Source organism: Pseudomonas sp. G3-19 (genome assembly GCF_054855875.1).
Genome location: NZ_JBMPIQ010000003.1, coordinates 262,981 through 280,124 on the forward strand (window position 1 = coordinate 262,981; position 17,144 = coordinate 280,124).

Sequence of the window (17,144 nt, forward strand, 5' to 3'; positions counted from 1 at the left end):
GGGGATAAATCCCCTCGCCACAGGGCTCACTTCTGTAAGTGGGAAGGGTCTATTCCCCGCGAATGTACTGTTCCAGCTGCTTGATCAGTTCCGCCTGCTCGGCAATTGCCTCTTTCACCAGGTCGCCGATCGACAGCAGACCGATCAGCTTGCCGTTCTCCACCACCGGCAAATGGCGCAGGCGTTTGTCGGACATGATGCCCAGGCAGGTGTCGACGGTCTGGTGGGTGTCCACGGTGATGACGTCCTTGACCATGATGTCGCGCACCGGTGTTCCCACTGACGAGCGCCCGTGCAGTACCAGTTTGCGTGCGTAATCACGCTCACTGATGATGCCGACCACTTTGTCATCTTCCATCACCACCAAGGCCCCGACGTTTTTCTCGGCCATTTTCATCAGCGCTTCGAGCACCATGTGACCGGGATCGATATGGTGCACTTCCTGATTTTTCTGATCTTTGAGCTTGAGCAGTTGGGCGACGGTCTTCATGGCGGTTACTCAGGTGTTGTCGTTGTTACTCAAGCATCGTAGACCCTTGTGCGCAGGGCAAGGTGGCAAAGCGGCAGATAGCACGCAAAAAACGTCATTTGCCGGTTTTTCCGGCTCACCTCTAACCCTGTGGCGAGGGAGCTTGCTCCCGCTGGACTGCGTAGCAGGCCCAAACCCTGAGAATTCGGTTTGCCTGATACACCGAATTGCCTGGCTTTGCGACTGCTGCGCAGCCGAGCGGGAGCAAGCTCCCTCACCACAGGGAATGGGGTTATCCCTTGAAGGGCAGCGTAGAATGCCCCTCTGATTCAATTCCTGAGGTTGCAGTGGTGGATTTACAGCAGGGCTTCGTCCTGACCCGGCATTGGCGCGATACCCCGGCCGGCACCGAAGTCGAATTCTGGCTGGCGACCGACGCCGGGCCGCGCCGTGTGCGCCTGGCGCCGCAAACGTCGGTAGCGTTTATCCCCGCCGAACAGCGTGAAGCAGCCGAACGCCTGCTGCACGATGAAAAGAACGTCGAACTGCGCCCGCTGGCCCTGCAGGATTTCGAACATCGCCCGGTGCTCGGACTGTATTGCCAGCAACACGGCCAGTTGATGCGCCTGGAAACCGCGCTGTCCCGCGCCGGTGTCGATGTCTTCGAAGCCGACGTGCGTCCGCCCGAGCGCTACCTGATGGAGCGCTTCATCACTGCACCGGTGTTGTTCGGCGGTAGCGCCGACGCTGACGGCGTATTGCTCAACGCTCAACTCAAACCTGATCCGAAATACCGACCGCAACTACGGCTGGTCTCGCTGGATATCGAAACCACCGAAACCGGCGAGCTGTATTCCATCGCCCTCGAAGGTTGCGGCCAGCGTCAGGTGTACATGCTCGGCGCGCCCAACGGTGACGCGAGCATCATCGACTTCGATCTGGAATATTGCGACTCGCGCACCGTGATCCTGAAGAAGCTCAACGACTGGTTCGCCCTCCACGACCCCGACGCGATCATCGGCTGGAACGTCGTGCAGTTCGACCTGCGCATCCTTCACGAACACGCGCGACGCCTCGGTGTGCCGCTGAAAATCGGCCGTGGCGGTGAGGAGATGCAGTGGCGCGAACACGGTAGCCGCACGCACTACTTTGCCTCGGCAGCGGGGCGCTTGATCATCGACGGCATCGAATCGCTGCGCTCGGCGACCTGGAGTTTTCCCTCGTTCAGCCTGGAGAATGTCGCGCAGACCCTGCTCGGCGAGGGCAAGGCGATCGACAACCCGTACCAGCGCATGGACGAAATCAACCGCATGTTCGCCGAGGACAAACCGGCGCTGGCCAAGTACAACCTCAAGGACTGCGAACTGGTCACGCGGATCTTCGCCAAGACCGAACTGCTGACGTTTCTCCTCGAACGCGCCAGCGTTACCGGCCTGCCTGCGGATCGCAGCGGCGGCTCGGTGGCGGCGTTCACCCATTTGTACATGCCGTTGATGCACCGTCAGGGTTTCGTTGCGCCGAACCTGGGCACCAATCCGCCACAGGCCAGCCCCGGCGGCTTCGTCATGGATTCGCAGCCGGGGCTGTACGAGTCGGTGCTGGTGCTGGATTACAAGAGCCTGTACCCGTCGATCATCCGCACCTTTCTGATCGACCCGGTGGGCCTGATCGAAGGCTTACAACACCCGGACGACGCCGATTCGGTGCCGGGGTTTCGCGGTGCACGTTTCTCGCGCACCCGGCATTGCCTGCCGTCGATTGTCGCGCGGGTCGCAGAGGGCCGCGAGACCGCCAAGCGCGAGCACAACGCACCGCTGTCGCAAGCGCTGAAAATCATCATGAACGCCTTCTACGGCGTGCTCGGTTCCAGCGGCTGCCGGTTTTTCGATACGCGTCTGGCATCGTCGATCACCCTGCGCGGCCACGAGATCATGTTGCGCACCCGTCAGCTGATCGAAGCGCAGGGCCACGCGGTGATCTATGGCGACACCGACTCGACCTTCGTCTGGCTGCGTCGCGCGCACGGTCAGGAGGAAGCGGCACAGATCGGTCAGGCGCTGGTCAAGCACGTCAACGACTGGTGGCGCGAGCACGTGCGTGAGGAATACGGCCTGCAAAGTGCTCTCGAATTGCAGTACGAAACCCACTACAAACGTTTTCTGATGCCGACCATTCGCGGTGCCGAGGAGGGCAGCAAAAAGCGCTACGCCGGACTGGTGACGCGCGCCGACGGCAGCGAAGAAATGGTCTACAAGGGCCTGGAAACCGTGCGCACCGACTGGTCACTGCTGGCCCGGCAGTTCCAGCAGGAACTCTACGAGCGGATCTTCCAGCGCAAGCCGTATCAGGATTACGTGCGCGATTACGTGCGCAAGACCCTGGCCGGCGAATTCGATGAGCGACTGGTCTACCGCAAGCGCCTGCGCCGCACCCTCGATGACTACGAACGCAACGTACCGCCGCATGTGCGCGCGGCGCGGCTGGCCGACGATTACAACGCACAGCAGGGTCGCCCGCGGCAGTACCAGAACGGCGGCTGGATCAGTTACGTGATCACCCTGGCCGGGCCGGAACCGCTGGAAGTACGCCGCGCCGCGATCGACTACGACCACTACATCACCCGCCAGCTGCAACCGGTGGCGGACGCGATTCTGCCGTTCGTCGACGACGATTTCTCAACCTTGATCGGGGGGCAACTGGGCCTGTTTTGAGTCCAGCAGTTGCAGGGTCCATTCATCGAGGATGCCGTGGAAGTAACGCTCCAGCGCCTGAGCGAACGGGCAATCTTCGGCGCTGAACTGCGCAAACAGGGTCATTGAAGAGTGGAATTTCAGGTCGTCGGGGTGGCCGAAAATCTCGGCAATCGAGCGCTGGCGGATGTTCAGTACCAACTGCGTGCAGATGCGCAGCCGCGCACCGAGCAGGTCGTGGGTCAGATAGGCCCGCGCTTCTTCGGCGGATTGAATGGCGTAACGCCGGGACATCTCGCTGCCGCCCAGCCCGGCGAACTGCGGGAACACAAACCACATCCAGTGGCTGCGCTTGCGCCCCTCACCGAGTTCACGCTGAACCCGTTCGAACACCGGGTCCTGCGCCTGGACGAAACGCTGCAGATTGAACGGGTCGTACTGATCAGTGCTTCTCATGACGAAGCCCTCGCCAGCCGGCAGCGACTCAGACCATCGCCAGCCGCTGCTTGCGTTGTGGCGCTATGAATACCTGATCCAGCGCCGCCAGATCCCCGGCATCCAGTTGCAACTGCGCCGCTTGTGCATTGAGTTGCACATGTTCCGGTCGCACAGCCTTGGGAATCGCAATCACACCATCCTGACGCAGAATCCACGCCAGCGAAACCTGTGCCGGGGTCACGTTGTGACGAGCGGCAATCTGCTTGAGCACCGGTTCGGCGAGCATCGCGCCGCCCTGGCCGATCGGACAGTACGCCATCAACGGCATGCGCTGTTGTTGGCACCATGGCAGCAAGTCGAATTCGACGCCGCGCTCTTCGAGGTTGTACAGCACCTGATTGGTGGCGCAGGCCGGGTTGGCCAGTTCTTCGAGATCATCGACGTCGAAATTCGACACGCCCCAACGGCCAATCTTGCCGTCCTCGCGCAGGCGTTCGAAGGCTTCGACGGTTTCTTCCCGCGGATACTGGCCGCGCCAGTGCAGCAGATAGAGGTCGATGTAGGCGGTGTCGAGCCGGCGCAGACTGCGCTCGCAGGCTTGCGGGATGCCTTTGCGGCTGGCGTTGTGCGGGTAGACCTTGCTCACCAGAAATACCTGATCACGCAGACCGGCAATGGCTTCGCCGACCACGCTTTCGGCACCGCCCTCGGCGTACATTTCTGCGGTGTCGATAAGGGTCATGCCCAACTCGATACCTTGTCGCAGCGCGGACACTTCACGCGGGTGCGCCGAGCGATCTTCGCCCATGCGCCAGGTGCCCTGGCCGATCACCGGAACCTGCACGCCTGCCAGTTCAAGGGTACGCATTCAAACCTCCTGTGCTGATGGTCATACCTTAGTGGGCAGCAGGATAGCGCAGGGGTTCCAATGGAGGTCGATGAACCTGTGGCGAGGGGATTTATCCCCGATGGGCGCGCAGCGCCCCCAAGAAGCAGGGTTGCTGCGCAACCCATCGGGGATAAATCCCCTCACCACAAGGCAAGTGTTATTTCGCGGAGAACTTCAACACCACGCTGTGGCTGTAAGTCTGCCCCGGATCGAGACGCGTGCTCGGGAAGTCCGGCTGATTCGGCGCATCCGGATAGTGCTGCGTTTCCAGGGTAAACGCGCCCCAGTGCGGATAGACCTTGCCACCCTTGCCCTTGACCGTGCCGTCGAGGAAGTTGCTGGTGTAGAACTGCACCCCCGGCTCGCTGGTGAACAGCTGCAGATGCCGCCCTGACTGCGGATCGCTGACCTCGGCGGCGACTTTGCTCACATCACCTTTGGTATCCAGCACCCAGTTGAAATCGAAGCCGCCCTGTTTCGGTTCGGCGAATTTCAGCTGTGGGTGATCAGCCTTGATGTGCGTGCCGATCGCGGTGGGTTTGGTGAAGTCCATCGGTGTGCCGGCCACTGGCGCCAGTTCGCCGGTCGGGATCAGTTTGCCGGTGACCGGGGTGTAATGGCTGGCGTGCAAGGTGGCCACCTGCTTGAGGATGTCGCCATTGCCGGCACCGGCGAGGTTGAAGTAGCTGTGGTTGGTCAGGTTGAGCACGGTCGGTTTATCGGTGCTGGCCTTATAGTCGATGCGCAACTCGTTGCTGTCGGTCAGGCGGTAGGTCACTTGCGTGGTGAGATTGCCGGGGAAACCCATTTCACCGTCTGCCGACAGATAGGTCAGGGTTACGCCGACCGAATCCTTGTCCTTGGTCTCCTGCGCTTTCCAGACCTTCTTGTCGAAGCCCTGAGTACCGCCATGCAAGGCGTTGGACTTGTCGTTCTGCGGCACCTGATAGCGCTTGCCGTCGAGTTCGAACGCGCCGTCCGCGAGGCGATTACCGAAACGGCCGATGGTCGCGCCGAAATACGCTGTGCCTTTCTGGTAACCCTGAACATCGTCGAAACCCAGCACCACATCGGCTGCTTTGCCGTGTTTGTCCGGCACCAGCAGCGATTGCAGGGTGGCGCCGTAGGTGATGACGGTCGCCTGCATGCCGTGGCTGTTGCGCAGGATGTATTGCTCGACGGGCGTGCCGTCATTGGTTTTGCCAAAGGCTTTGTGTTCAGCGCTGAGGCCGGCCGCGTTGGCGGAGAGGGTGGCGATCATCAGGGACAGTCCGAGGCCGGAGAGCAGGTGACGTGATTGAAGCATGGTTGACCTTCCTTTTTGTTGTTGTTTTCAAAACAGGGTAATAGTCATGCTAATTGTGGGTTGAGTCAGAATTTATAGCCGGTTAAAGGTTTAGTGCAAATATAAAGTCATACTAAATAGTTGCCGAAGGTCGGGAAATCGTGCCAGCGCTGCACTTTTCCGGATTTGGCGGCTCTATCCATGGCCAGGATGCGGCGACGCCCGCCGCACAGGAATGTGCCCGTTCGAGAATTCATGCCGAGAGTTTTTCACCCGATCGCCCGATTTTTTCGCCGCCCGTGCCTGCTGCTGGCCTGTCTGTCATCGCTGTTTGTCAGCGGTTGCACGCACCAGACCGGCAACGGTTTCATCGCTCAGATGCGTGACGGTCAACCGCAGGAATTCCTGCAGACCAGCGTCGATCGCATGGCCACGTTGGCGATGCGCGACAACCTCAACAGTCTTTATCGGTTGATGGGCAAGCTGTATTTGCGCAACCCGGAAGAGCTGCGCAAATCGGGATTCCTCGACATCAACACCGCGGTGAAACAGGTGCGCCTGGCAGTCGAGCAGCAACAACCGTTGCCGGTGCTGGGCGGGCGCAAGGATCTGGCGGCGCTCAGCTATGCGATGAGTCCGGAGTTTCTCGGGGATCGGGTCGGCGCCTTCATCTATGCCATCGGCAGCATGCTGGTCACCGCCCACGGCAATCGCATCGAGTTCTACATGACCGATGCAATCAACCCGACCTTCGTCCACAACGCCGCGCGCAACATCGAGAAAGCCACGTGGATTCTGGCCCAGCGCCAGAACAAGGAAGGCCAGCCGCTGCTGTTCTCCAATGAAATCTCGGAGGAGGGCAGCAACCTGAGTTTCGCCACCGAGTTCGGCAAGATCGTCGCGCGGCTCGACCTGCTGGCGCAGATGCTTGATGAGCGCTACCGGCGCATCGGCCTGAACTACGCGCAGAGCCTGCTGTTCCTGAATTTCCTTCCGGTGCAGTAAGTGCGGAGATCCAATGTGGGAGCGAGCCTGCTCGCGAAAGCGATCTACCAGGCGCTGAATCTCTGATAGATCCACCGCATTCGCGAGCAGGCTCGCTCCCACATTGATCAAATTGTGCGTGGGATTTTTGTATACAATCCATCGCTACTATTGATCCAAAGGGAGCTGCACCTGTCATGACCGACTCCGCAAGCACCGACTTCAACCGTATCGACCGCGCTACCCGCACAGAAAAACTGCCCTATGCCGCGTTACTGGCGTTCGCCATGACCGGCTTCATCGCCATCCTCACCGAGACCCTGCCGGCCGGGCTGCTGCCGCAGATCGGCGCCGGGCTTGGGGTCAGCGAAGTGCTCGCCGGGCAACTGGTGACGCTGTATGCGCTGGGCTCGATTGTCGCGGCGATTCCGCTGACCGTCGCCACCCGGGGCTGGCCACGGCGGCGGGTACTGCTGATGACGGTCGGTGGCTTCCTAGTGTTCAACACCGTGACTACGTTTTCCAGCCATTACGGCTTGACCTTGGCGTCGCGGTTCCTGGCCGGGATGGCGGCAGGCCTGTCGTGGGGAATCATGGCCGGCTACGCCCGTGGCATCGTGCCGGTGCACCAGCAGGGACGGGCGTTGGCAATCGCCATGCTCGGCACCCCGGTGGCGCTGTCGCTGGGCACCCCGGCGGGAACCTGGCTGGGCAACCTGATCGGTTGGCGCGCTTCGTTCGGGATCATGTCGGCGCTGGCGTTGGTGCTGGCGGCGTGGATTGTGCTGGCGGTGCCGGACCGTCCGGGCCAGGCCAGCGCCGAACGCCTGCCGTTGCTGCAATCGCTGCGTCTGCCGGGCGTACGGCCGGTGCTGTTCGTGGTGCTGACCTGGATGCTTGGGCACAACATTCTCTACACCTACATCGCGCCATTCCTGATGCAGGCCGGGCTGGCCGAGCGCGTCGATCTGGTGCTGCTGGTGTTCGGCCTGTGTTCGCTGATCGGGATCTGGATCATCGGCCTGCTGGTGGACCGCTGGTTGCGCTGGCTGACGCTGATCAGCCTCGCGGTGTTTGCCGTGACCGCACTGGTGCTGGCGCTGATATCCCCGTCGCCGTGGCTGATCTACACCTGCATGGCCGTGTGGGGCCTGTCGTTTGGTGGCTCGGCGACGTTGCTGCTGACCGCTGCGGCGGATTCGGCCGGCGAGCATGTGGACGTGGTGCAAGCGATGCTCACCACCTCCTGGAATGTGGCGATTGCCGGCGGCGGCCTGTTTGGCGGGTTGCTGCTGGATCGGGCGGGGGCGATGTCGTTTCCATGGGCATTGTTGATCCTGTCGCTGATCGCGCTGGCGACGGTGTGGATCAACCGGCATCAGAGCTTCAAACCAGGCCGGCGCGTGCATTGATCTACCTGGCACCATAGAACCCCTGTGGGAGCGGGCTTGCTCGCGAAAAGGGCGTGTCAGTCGATATCTACGTGAATGACACACCGCTTTCGCGAGCAAGCCCGCTCCCACTCAGATAAAGGCGGTGTGGCTAGAAGGCATAACGATAGACCGCATCGATATATGTGGTTATATGAAAAATCGCTATGCTGCGGGCCAGATTTTTCCTGTCGTTTTTCTGGACGTCTTAATGGAATTGGCAAATTTCGGCCTGGTGATTGCCGGGCTGGTGGTGGGTTTTATTGTCGGCATGACCGGTGTCGGCGGCGGTTCGTTGATGACGCCGATCCTGCTGTGGTTCGGCATCAACCCGGCAACAGCGGTGGGCACCGACCTGTTGTACGCGGCCATTACCAAATCCAGTGGCGTGCTGGTGCACAAGAAGAACAACAACATCGACTGGGCGATCACTGGCTGGCTGACTCTCGGCAGCGTGCCGGCAGTCGCCATGACCCTGTGGTTTCTCAGCACCCTGCACACCGCGCCCGAGGCGATGAACGCGATCATCAAACAGGCCTTGGGCTTCGTGCTGTTCGCCACGGCGCTGGCGATTCTGTTCAAGAAGCGCCTGCTCGAATTCGCCCACAAACGCGCGGGCGGCAACTACAACCCGAGCGGCGCGCGCCTGAATGTGATGACAGTGATCACCGGGCTGATCCTCGGCACCATGGTCGCCCTGACCTCGATCGGCGCCGGCGCCCTCGGCACGGTCGCGTTGTTCATCCTCTATCCGCTGCTGCCGACCCGGCGTCTGGTCGGCACCGAAATCGCCCACGCCGTGCCGCTGACCCTGGTTGCCGGTCTGGGCCACGCGAGCATGGGCAACATGGACTGGGGCGTGCTGGGCTTTCTGCTGATGGGTTCGTTGCCAGGCATCTGGCTCGGCAGCCACCTGACCGGGCGCATTTCCGATGAATTGCTGCGCCCGTGCCTGGCGACCATGCTGCTGCTGATTGGCTACAAACTGGCGTTCTGATGTAGGGGCTGCCGCAGGCTGCGATCTTTTGATCTTCGTTTTTACGATCAGGATCAAAAGATCGCAGCCTGCGGCAGCTCCTACACTGGGGTATGAAGGATGTTGAATTTCATGACGGTCACCGGCAAATCCTCGTAGACCAGATCCTCGACCACCTCCCAACCCAACCCCGCATACAGCGATTGCGCAGCGTCGGTGTACAGATACAACTCAGTCACTCCCAGCGTCGCCGCCTCGGCGACGATCCTGTTGACCAGTTGCGAAGCAACCCCGCGTCCACGCTCTTCAGCCTTCACATAAACCCCCGCCAGCCAAGGCGTCAGCTGGGGACGGATCTTCATGTCGCTGTCGATCAGCAGCGCGCCACCGAGCAATCTGTCGTCTTCAATGGCCACCACCACGCTGGGAACCGCACCCTTGCCGCAGGCCGCGCGCATCCGCTCGGTGCGGGCTTCAAGGGTATCGCCGTCACGGAATTCGCCCCATTCCTTGAAATTGAGTTCGGCGAGTTCCTCAATCAAATGCGGGTGATCGCACAGGTAGTCGATGTGCATGGGTTGAACTCCATTTCGTGGGCAGAATGACCACCCTAATGCGCTCACAAAAGGTAATCAAATCCGCGTCACGATTACGCCGATGCAGTTGCGCAATGACGCGGCTGACCTAAGCTTCTGACAAGGCGAAACATATTTGCCGGGCACGACCCCGGAACAATCGCCGCGATGCGCAATCATTAGAGCGTGGATATCAAAAGGAGATGCGCATGCTCATCAGGTCACTGACCCTGACACTCTTGCTGGCGATTGCCGGCCCCTTGTTCGCCGCTGACAACGATTCGCCCATAGCCGGGGATATGGGGCGGGCCCGACCGTTGATCGTGATCGCCCAAAGCACCGTCGACCCGGTGTGGGTGGGGTTGAAAAAGTCGCTGGAAGATCCGGCGAACAAGAAGGGCGTCGCCGACCGCAACATCAAGGTCTACACCATCCTCAATATGGCCGGACAACTCGATGGCAAGGATCTCGGCCAGCAAGACACCATGGCTTTGCTGCGGTCGCTGAAACTCGGTGCCGGCGCGTATCCTAAAGTGTTCCTGCTGGGCAAGGACGGCGAGACCAAACTGTCGGCCTCGGGCGATGAAGCGAAATCGGTGGACCTGAAGAAAATCTTCGACACGGTTGACGCGCTGCCGGCCAGCGAAAAGGAAATCAGCGCACCGACGGTCGCTGAAACCAAGGCCACCGCCGCCGAACCGGCAGCCAAGAAAGGCGAGAAGGGCGCCAAGGCGAGTAAACCGGCGAAACCGAGCAAGCCACCGGAAATGCCGGATGATTGATTGAGGCAGGCTCTGAATAAAAAATGGCGAACGTCTTAAACGATCGCCATTTTTTTGTCCGCGGGAATGGCCACGATACTTTGAACATCAGGGCAGGAGCTGACGGATGACATTGACCAGAATCGGAGAAAAAGCCGCAAGCTGGCCATTCTTGGGAGTCAGCATGTCATCAAGGAGAATGCCCAGAAGCTCTTCATCTTCAAGGTCATCGGGTTGCATGCCTCCTGTAAAGATCAACTGATCAACCAGTTGTTTCCGTGCCCCTATGAGTCCGCGATTGCTTTCTTCGGTATGACCGAGATTCAAAATTTCCAGAGCCGAATTTGCGCGTTCAGTTTTGCCGGTCACTCTGCCGGACAGATAAAACTTCAATTCCGACTCGCATTCCTCCATCAAGGGCGTTAGATCTAGTGGGCGCGTGCCTCGATGATGTCCACATTGATTCTGGCGCTGGCAACTGGCGACGATGTTGGTGAACTCCAAGGTGCGATTGGGAGCTTTATCCTGGGCCTCAACGTGCTCGTTATGTGAGTTGTCGCCTGCAATGGACTGGCAGCAATAGGCGCAAAGGCTGAACTGTTCCGCTATACAGGCCGTGCGCACGCTCACGCGTTCTTCGCCGGGCAGGTCCCGGTAACGTAATGTTGTGTTGGCGCGTTTCCATCTGATGAGTTGTTCCGGCTCGGCTCCCTTGGTGATCTTACGCACGGCGCAACTCCAGTTTGCGCAGCAACAGCGCAGCTTTCGCCAGTTCGATATGACCGTCTGGAAGTTCTTCTGCCAGTTCGGCGAATAGCTTCTGGGCAGTTTCCAGATCACCGTCCTGCAGGCGTTCGAGCAGCGCGTTCAAGCGTTTTTGAACGTCACTGTTGCGGATATCGGTGTCCATGACTTCCAGCAGCACCTGATTGGCATCAAGTCCGTACAGGCCGTTGTGTTCGTGGAGTTCACCGTCATTGAGCACGTAAACCAGCACATCCTTGGCGTCGCTGATGACCAGTGGCGAGTGGGTGGTCAGTACGAACTGACAGTTGGGGAAGGTTTCGCTCAGTTGGCGGATCAGACTGCGTTGCCATTTCGGGTGCAGGTGCAGATCCACTTCGTCGATCAGCACGATGCCGTCCCCGTGGAGCGGGTTGTCCAGCGACTGGTTCATCATTGCCAGGCGGCGGGCGATATCACCGACCAGCGCCATCATCGACTTCTCGCCTTGCGAGAGTTGGGCGACGTTGAGGGTGACGCCGTCCTTGTCGATAGCCATGTGCAGGCGCGGCTTACGTTGCACGCGCAGGTTGGTGAAGCCGGGCATGAAAGCGGCGATGGCGGAGCGGACGGCGGTCAGTTGGCGGTCGCGGGAAGAAGCTTTCAGTTTGGATAGAGTTTTCCAAACGTCGCTGTCAGTACCGAACTTTTTGGAGATTTCCAACAATGCGCTTGTGGATACTCCAGTCTCGTTTTCACTATCTTCACGTTCACGAAACCATTCGAAAAAGCGCCGGAAGTCGACGCCTCGATTCAAAGAGTTGTCGTACCCATCCAACTGATCAAAGGTGTGTTTGGTTTTTATTTTAAGTGGTATTTCCAAAACCGAACGCTCGACGGGGTAGTAAGCGATCAGTGGAAGAGACGCCTTATCATTGGCAGTCAGTTGATTGCGATAGTGGTCTGCCAAGCGAGTTGCATCCGCTAACGTGCTGTGCATGGAGTGTTTTCTACCCTGCCTCCCGCGGCCAATACCCCAAACAAAAAGGCTATTGTCACCATCGGAGTCCGAAGGGAGGGGCGTTGTAGACGATTCGTCAATTACAGAGACCAACACTAATGCTGCGTTAGCTCCATTCTGAATGTCTTCCTCAGCCAGATGATTGCCATTGCCTTTCTCGTTACGAACTCTTGCGACCAGCCAACTCAGCGAGTTTGCTAAGGATTTAAGAAGAGTGGTTTTCCCGGCGCCATTGTTCCCAACCAGTACGGTTACGTTAGAAGGGTGTTCTTGGGTAGGCGCCAGTCGAACGTTAACATCGGCGAACCGACCGACATTCGTGAGCCTCAATCTGTAGATTTCCATTACAACGCCCTTCGAGGGTCAGTCGGTTAAAAAGCTTTGGCGCGCATTATGTCATCCCCGGCCACGGATTGATTCGATGGAGTGTAGATACTCCATTTCACCCGGTCACCCATGAAAATAGTTGCCGCATATTCCCACCAGAATGAGCTGCGCAACACCCTTCAAATTCCTCGGATATTTCCTTCAACGCGCGGCGGCGTTGGTGAACTGGTGGCTTGGGTCGAACGCCGATAACCTCTTCGGGCCGCTGCAAAATCAGCGGCCGGATGTGGAAGTCCGTTTGCAGACTCATTCACCAAGCTCCGTTATGCGCATGGCGACATCTTTTATGTCAACATCGCGACCTTACGGTGGCTGTACGCGGGAGCGCTTTTGAGTGCGCCGGGTTAGGGTGATTGGCTCGGTCTTCCACACCTGCGTGCAGCTGCCACCCTCATGTGGAAGTGAGATGGGTAGCGTTTTCAGCAATCCCCATTGGAGTTTCACCCATGAAGAAAACGGATGTCGAATCACCTGAAATTTCCACCAGTTCAAGCAAACCCCGCTATATCCCCATCACCGGCATCGACTGCCCGATCCCCTGTCTCCTGATCGACCGCGAAGCCCCGGTAGACGTACTCCACGGCACCGCCGCCTACCGATTACGAAGCGTGACGCAGTTGTTGGAAACCCTCTCGCTCGGCGACGGCACCGGCCACGATGCCTTGTTGCTGCAGGATTTCGCCCGGGTGCTGGCAATCCCTCTGCGCGACAGCTGCGACCTGATGGATGTATTGGGCTGGAAGCTACAGGCGTAGTTTTCAATCCCCTCAAATAAAAATGGGCGACCTTCACAGGTCGCCCATTTTTCATGGTCCGATTACCGGGTGAGCTCACCCAGAATCTTGTGCGCAATCTTCACCCGCTCCGCATTCGGGTAGTTCCGGTTCGCCAGAATCACGATCCCGACTTTCTTCGACGGCACGAACGCGACGTAGGCGCCGTAGCCTGCAGTGGATCCGGTCTTGTTCAGCAACACGTTCGCCGGCTCCGGTTGTGGCGGATTCAGCCATTTGACCTTGTGCGCTTCCATGGCCATCGGCGTCGAGTTGCCGTCCAGCAGGCGGTCGAGGCTGATCGGATAGGTGTAGCGTTCCCAGCCCAGGCCCTGAGTCATGTCGCCGACGGTGTAGTAGCCGGTGTGGGTGAGGGCGATGGCTTTTTGCACGGGTGATTCGAGTTTGGCGGAGTCGAGGTTGGCCTGGACATATTGCAGCAGATCCGCGGCGCTGGTTTTTACGCCGTAGGCTTCGGAGTCGAGGGCGCCGGGGCTGACTCGAATCGGTTTGTTGTTCTTGTCATAGCCTTGGGCGTAGAGCTTTTGTTCAGACGCCGGCACCGACAGGAAGGTGTGCTTGAGCCCGAGTTTCGGCAGCAGAATTTCGGTCATGACCTGATTGAACGGTTGGCCAAGGCTTTTCGCCGCCAGATAGCCGAACAGGCCGATGCTCGGGTTGGAATACAGGCGATGGCTGCCGGCCGAAAAAGTCGGTTTCCACTGTTGGTAATAGCCGAGCATCTTGTCGGAAGAATCCGCAGCATCCGGGAATTGCAATGGAAGGCCGCCGGCGCTGTAAGTGCCCAGTTGCAGCAGGCTGATGTGGTCAAAAGCGCTGCCCTTCAGTTCGGGCCAGTGCTGGCTGGCCTTGTCGGAGAATTGCAGTTTGCCGCTGGTCTGGGCGTAAGCGGCGAGGGTAGCGGTGAAGGTTTTGCTCACCGAGCCGATTTCGAACAGGGTGTTTTCACTCACTGATTGCCCGGTGCTTTTGTCGGCGACACCGTAGTTAAAGTAGTGCACCTTGCCATCGACGGTCACGGCCACGGCCAGCCCCGCAATGTCCTGTTGCTGCATGACCGGGGTCACGGCGGCCTTGACCAGCGCCTGCAACTGATCGTCGGTTTGCTGGGCAGCCATGCACGCGGTGGCAGCGAAAATCAGGCCGAAAGCGCTGCGAGAAATGACTTTGCTCGGATTGATGAATGACATAAATGAACCACTCTCCATGAGTGTTGAGGGTGTTATCCCGCTAGACTGCGGGCAATTGCAATGTTGGGCAGCTGATCAGCGCCGACAATTTAGGCAGTCTGGCACTCGTCGACAAACGATGATATTTCGGATGAGCCATTAGAAAAATTTGGGACTGGGCATGATTCGACCTCAATTGCCGCTCAATGCACTGCGCGCGTTCGAAGCTTCGGCGCGTCATCTGAGCTTTACCCGTGCCGCCGTGGAGTTATGCGTGACTCAGGCGGCGGTAAGCCATCAGGTGAAAAGCCTCGAAGCGCAACTCAACGTCACCCTGTTCAAACGCCTGCCCCGCGGGCTGATGCTGACCAGTGAAGGCGAGACCCTGTTGCCGGTTTTGACCACGTCGTTCGATCATATCGCGCAGATGCTCGAGCGACTGACTGGCGGTCAGTATCGGGAAATGTTGACCGTGGGTGCCGTCGGAACCTTCGCGGTCGGTTGGCTGCTGCCACGGCTGCCAGACTTCCAGGCGAAACATCCGCTCATAGATTTGCGGCTGTCGACTCACAACAACCGGGTCGACGTCGCCGCCGAGGGGCTGGATTACGCGATTCGTTTTGGCGCCGGAGCGTGGCATGGCATCGAGGCAACGCGTCTGCTCGACGCTCCACTATCGGTACTGTGCGTACCGGAAATTGCCCGGCAGCTGCACACCCCGGGCGATCTGCTGCAACAGCGCTTGCTGCGTTCCTATCGCACCGATGAATGGCCGGAATGGTTTCACGCCGCCGGCCTGGCGACCCACGCGGCGCCGCCGCAGAGCATTGTGTTCGATTCGTCTCTGGCGATGATGGAAGCGGCGCTGCAGGGCAGCGGGGTGGCGTTGGCACCGCCGCTGATGTTCGCCCGGCAACTGGCGGCGGACGTGATTCGTCAGCCGTTTGCGATTGAAATCACCACCGGCAGTTATTGGCTGACGCGCTTGCAGTCACGGCCGGAGACGGCGGCGATGACGGCGTTCAAAAACTGGCTGCTGCAAATCTCTGCCTGACACAAATCCCCTCCTGTGGGAGCGGGCTTGCTCGCGAAGGCGGCGTGTCAGTCAACTCAAATATTGACTGATGCACCGCCTTCGCGAGCAAGCCCGCTCCCACAGGGACGGCAGTGGACTGCAGATCAGAATTCAGCGCACCAGACACGGCCGCTTGTTATCGAACGTCCACCCCGGTATCAAAAACTGCATCGCCACGCTGTCATCCCGCGCGCCGAGACCCATGCCTTTGTACAGTTCGTGGGCCTTGGCCAGCTGATCCATGTCCAGCTCCACCCCCAGCCCAGGTTTCTGCGGCACTTGCACGCAACCGTCGACAATTTGCAGCGGTGCCTTGGTCAGACGCTGGCCGTCCTGCCAGATCCAGTGCGTGTCGATGGCGGTGATGTCGCCCGGTGCCGCTGCCGCGACATGGGTAAACATCGCCAGTGAGATATCGAAGTGGTTGTTGGAGTGTGAGCCCCAGGTCAGGCCCCACTCATGGCACAACTGCGCGACACGTACCGAGCCTTGCATGGTCCAGAAGTGCGGGTCGGCCAACGGAATGTCCACCGACTGCAACTGAATGGCGTGGCCCATCTCGCGCCAGTCGGTGGCGATCATGTTGGTCGCCGTCTTCAGTCCGGTTGCGCGGCGGAACTCGGCCATGACTTCGCGCCCCGAGTAACCGTTTTCCGCACCGCACGGGTCTTCGGCGTAAGCCAGCACCTTATGTTGATCGCGGCACAGGCGGATCGCTTCTTTCAGTGACCAGGCGCCGTTCGGATCAAGCGTGATACGCGCCTCGGGAAAGCGTTCGGCCAGTGCCGTCACGGCTTCGATTTCCGCGTCGCCGCTAAGCACGCCGCCTTTGAGTTTGAAGTCCTGGAAACCGTATTTCGCCTGGGCCGCTTCAGCCAGGCGCACCACCGCTTCGGCGCTCATGGCCTTCTCGTGACGCACGCGGAACCAGTCGTTATCGGCGTCCGGTTCGCTGCGGTAGGCGAGGTTGGTCTCGCGTTGATCGCCGACATAAAACAGATAACCGAGCATCTTCACTTGGTCGCGTTGCTGGCCTTCGCCGAGCAGCGCCGCGACCGGTACGTCGAGGTGTTGCCCGAGCAGATCGAGGAGGGCAGCTTCGAGTCCGGTGACCGCGTGGATGGTGATGCGCAGGTCGAACGTCTGCAGGCCACGGCCGCCGGCATCACGCTCGGCGAAGGTCTGGCGCACCTGATTGAGGATCTTCTGATAGTTGCCGATTGTGCTGCCGAGCACCAGGCTGCGGGCGTCCTCCAGCGTCTGGCGGATGCGCTCGCCACCGGGCACTTCACCGACGCCAGTGTGGCCGGCGTTGTCCTTGAGAATGACGATATTGCGGGTGAAAAACGGCCCGTGGGCGCCGCTCAGGTTGAGCAGCATGCCGTCGTGGCCGGCCACGGGAATCACCTGCATGTCAGTGATGATTGGCGCTTTGGCAGTGTCGTGTGCGGTCATGTTTTTATCCTTGTCAGCATTCT

17 protein-coding genes are annotated in these 17,144 nt (G+C 59.6%); 7 read left to right on the plus strand and 10 right to left on the minus strand.

The annotated features are described in order from the left end of the window. Nucleotides 1-49 precede the first annotated feature (49 nt). Nucleotides 50-490 carry a CBS domain-containing protein gene (locus ACOYXI_RS01250; protein WP_027613875.1) on the minus strand — a complete coding sequence of 147 codons (441 nt, stop codon included), beginning with the start codon at nucleotides 488-490 and terminating at the stop codon, nucleotides 50-52. A gap of 329 nt (nucleotides 491-819) precedes the next feature. On the opposite strand from ACOYXI_RS01250, the gene ACOYXI_RS01255 reads away from it, so the two are divergent. Continuing rightward, nucleotides 820-3,180, plus strand: coding sequence for a DNA polymerase II (locus tag ACOYXI_RS01255; RefSeq protein WP_461674171.1), 2,361 nt, complete (start codon nucleotides 820-822; stop codon nucleotides 3,178-3,180). Here the strand turns inward: ACOYXI_RS01255 and ACOYXI_RS01260 are convergent. From ACOYXI_RS01260 to ACOYXI_RS01270, 3 genes are all read right to left on the minus strand, one after another. Further along, a complete protein-coding gene (locus ACOYXI_RS01260) occupies nucleotides 3,145-3,615 on the minus strand; it encodes a DUF1810 domain-containing protein (protein ID WP_098968066.1) in 471 nt (156 codons plus the stop codon). The genes ACOYXI_RS01255 and ACOYXI_RS01260 overlap by 36 nt on opposite strands. Nucleotides 3,616-3,643: 28 nt before the next feature. Next, nucleotides 3,644-4,465 carry an aldo/keto reductase gene (locus ACOYXI_RS01265; protein WP_461674172.1) on the minus strand — a complete coding sequence of 274 codons (822 nt, stop codon included), beginning with the start codon at nucleotides 4,463-4,465 and terminating at the stop codon, nucleotides 3,644-3,646. 178 nt (nucleotides 4,466-4,643) lie between these two features. Continuing rightward, nucleotides 4,644-5,792, minus strand: coding sequence for an aldose epimerase family protein (locus tag ACOYXI_RS01270; protein ID WP_461674173.1), 1,149 nt, complete (start codon nucleotides 5,790-5,792; stop codon nucleotides 4,644-4,646). Between the two features lie 234 nt (nucleotides 5,793-6,026). On the opposite strand from ACOYXI_RS01270, the gene ACOYXI_RS01275 reads away from it, so the two are divergent. The 3 genes from ACOYXI_RS01275 to ACOYXI_RS01285 all read left to right on the plus strand — a co-directional run bounded on the left by ACOYXI_RS01275 (nucleotide 6,027) and on the right by ACOYXI_RS01285 (nucleotide 9,182). After that, nucleotides 6,027-6,776, plus strand: coding sequence for a hypothetical protein (locus ACOYXI_RS01275; RefSeq protein WP_027613880.1), 750 nt, complete (start codon nucleotides 6,027-6,029; stop codon nucleotides 6,774-6,776). Between the two features lie 176 nt (nucleotides 6,777-6,952). Then, a complete protein-coding gene (locus ACOYXI_RS01280; RefSeq protein ID WP_461674174.1) occupies nucleotides 6,953-8,167 on the plus strand; it encodes an MFS transporter in 1,215 nt (404 codons plus the stop codon). 229 nt (nucleotides 8,168-8,396) lie between these two features. Further along, on the plus strand, nucleotides 8,397-9,182 hold the full coding sequence (locus ACOYXI_RS01285; RefSeq protein WP_064586898.1) for a sulfite exporter TauE/SafE family protein: 786 nt from the start codon (nucleotides 8,397-8,399) through the stop codon (nucleotides 9,180-9,182). A gap of 80 nt (nucleotides 9,183-9,262) precedes the next feature. Here the strand turns inward: ACOYXI_RS01285 and ACOYXI_RS01290 are convergent, their stop codons facing one another. Continuing rightward, on the minus strand, nucleotides 9,263-9,736 hold the full coding sequence (locus ACOYXI_RS01290) for a GNAT family N-acetyltransferase (protein ID WP_098968070.1): 474 nt from the start codon (nucleotides 9,734-9,736) through the stop codon (nucleotides 9,263-9,265). A gap of 209 nt (nucleotides 9,737-9,945) precedes the next feature. On the opposite strand from ACOYXI_RS01290, the gene ACOYXI_RS01295 reads away from it, so the two are divergent. Beyond that, a complete protein-coding gene (locus ACOYXI_RS01295) occupies nucleotides 9,946-10,518 on the plus strand; it encodes a DUF4174 domain-containing protein (protein ID WP_027613884.1) in 573 nt (190 codons plus the stop codon). Nucleotides 10,519-10,605: 87 nt separating this feature from the next. On the opposite strand, the gene ACOYXI_RS01300 is transcribed toward ACOYXI_RS01295, so the two are convergent. The 3 genes from ACOYXI_RS01300 to ACOYXI_RS01310 all read right to left on the minus strand — a co-directional run bounded on the left by ACOYXI_RS01300 (nucleotide 10,606) and on the right by ACOYXI_RS01310 (nucleotide 12,878). Further along, nucleotides 10,606-11,226: a retron system putative HNH endonuclease gene (locus ACOYXI_RS01300; protein ID WP_461674175.1), complete on the minus strand. Its 621-nt coding sequence runs from the start codon at nucleotides 11,224-11,226 to the stop codon at nucleotides 10,606-10,608. Next, the gene (locus ACOYXI_RS01305) at nucleotides 11,219-12,586 is read right to left on the minus strand and encodes an AAA family ATPase (protein ID WP_134785941.1); all 1,368 of its coding nucleotides are present in this window, start codon (nucleotides 12,584-12,586) and stop codon (nucleotides 11,219-11,221) included. The genes ACOYXI_RS01300 and ACOYXI_RS01305 overlap by 8 nt, the downstream gene beginning before the upstream one ends. A gap of 97 nt (nucleotides 12,587-12,683) precedes the next feature. Further along, a complete protein-coding gene (locus ACOYXI_RS01310; protein ID WP_135295385.1) occupies nucleotides 12,684-12,878 on the minus strand; it encodes a hypothetical protein in 195 nt (64 codons plus the stop codon). Nucleotides 12,879-13,074: 196 nt separating this feature from the next. Here ACOYXI_RS01310 and ACOYXI_RS01315 point away from each other — a divergent pair, with 196 nt between their 5' ends. Further along, nucleotides 13,075-13,383 (plus strand): hypothetical protein, encoded by a 309-nt coding sequence (locus ACOYXI_RS01315; protein WP_461674176.1) that lies wholly within the window; start codon nucleotides 13,075-13,077, stop codon nucleotides 13,381-13,383. A 62-nt stretch (nucleotides 13,384-13,445) separates the two neighbouring features. Here the strand turns inward: ACOYXI_RS01315 and ampC are convergent, their stop codons facing one another. Further along, on the minus strand, nucleotides 13,446-14,612 hold the full coding sequence (gene ampC / locus ACOYXI_RS01320) for a class C beta-lactamase (RefSeq protein WP_461674177.1): 1,167 nt from the start codon (nucleotides 14,610-14,612) through the stop codon (nucleotides 13,446-13,448). A gap of 160 nt (nucleotides 14,613-14,772) precedes the next feature. On the opposite strand from ampC, the gene ACOYXI_RS01325 reads away from it, so the two are divergent. Next, nucleotides 14,773-15,645, plus strand: a complete 873-nt coding sequence (locus tag ACOYXI_RS01325) for a LysR family transcriptional regulator (RefSeq protein ID WP_461674178.1) — start codon at nucleotides 14,773-14,775, stop codon at nucleotides 15,643-15,645. 132 nt (nucleotides 15,646-15,777) lie between these two features. Here the strand turns inward: ACOYXI_RS01325 and gudD are convergent, their stop codons facing one another. After that, complete coding sequence (gudD, locus tag ACOYXI_RS01330) at nucleotides 15,778-17,121, minus strand: glucarate dehydratase (RefSeq protein ID WP_135295388.1); 1,344 nt, start codon at nucleotides 17,119-17,121, stop codon at nucleotides 15,778-15,780. Nucleotides 17,122-17,144: the final 23 nt, after the last annotated feature.

Bases quoted from the DNA above. Each gene is read 5' to 3' on its own strand.
- ACOYXI_RS01275 (WP_027613880.1), top strand. From the start codon at position 6,027: ATGCCGAGAGTTTTTCACCCGATCGCCCGATTTTTTCGCCGCCCGTGC.
- ACOYXI_RS01310 (WP_135295385.1), bottom strand. From the start codon at position 12,878: ATGAGTCTGCAAACGGACTTCCACATCCGGCCGCTGATTTTGCAGCGG.
- ACOYXI_RS01290 (WP_098968070.1), bottom strand. From the start codon at position 9,736: ATGCACATCGACTACCTGTGCGATCACCCGCATTTGATTGAGGAACTC.
- ACOYXI_RS01280 (WP_461674174.1), top strand. From the start codon at position 6,953: ATGACCGACTCCGCAAGCACCGACTTCAACCGTATCGACCGCGCTACC.
- ACOYXI_RS01315 (WP_461674176.1), top strand. From the start codon at position 13,075: ATGAAGAAAACGGATGTCGAATCACCTGAAATTTCCACCAGTTCAAGC.
- ACOYXI_RS01260 (WP_098968066.1), bottom strand. From the start codon at position 3,615: ATGAGAAGCACTGATCAGTACGACCCGTTCAATCTGCAGCGTTTCGTC.
- ACOYXI_RS01285 (WP_064586898.1), top strand. From the start codon at position 8,397: ATGGAATTGGCAAATTTCGGCCTGGTGATTGCCGGGCTGGTGGTGGGT.
- ACOYXI_RS01250 (WP_027613875.1), bottom strand. From the start codon at position 490: ATGAAGACCGTCGCCCAACTGCTCAAGCTCAAAGATCAGAAAAATCAG.
- gudD (WP_135295388.1), bottom strand. From the start codon at position 17,121: ATGACCGCACACGACACTGCCAAAGCGCCAATCATCACTGACATGCAG.
- ACOYXI_RS01325 (WP_461674178.1), top strand. From the start codon at position 14,773: ATGATTCGACCTCAATTGCCGCTCAATGCACTGCGCGCGTTCGAAGCT.
- ACOYXI_RS01295 (WP_027613884.1), top strand. From the start codon at position 9,946: ATGCTCATCAGGTCACTGACCCTGACACTCTTGCTGGCGATTGCCGGC.
- ampC (WP_461674177.1), bottom strand. From the start codon at position 14,612: ATGTCATTCATCAATCCGAGCAAAGTCATTTCTCGCAGCGCTTTCGGC.
- ACOYXI_RS01270 (WP_461674173.1), bottom strand. From the start codon at position 5,792: ATGCTTCAATCACGTCACCTGCTCTCCGGCCTCGGACTGTCCCTGATG.
- ACOYXI_RS01265 (WP_461674172.1), bottom strand. From the start codon at position 4,465: ATGCGTACCCTTGAACTGGCAGGCGTGCAGGTTCCGGTGATCGGCCAG.
- ACOYXI_RS01305 (WP_134785941.1), bottom strand. From the start codon at position 12,586: ATGGAAATCTACAGATTGAGGCTCACGAATGTCGGTCGGTTCGCCGAT.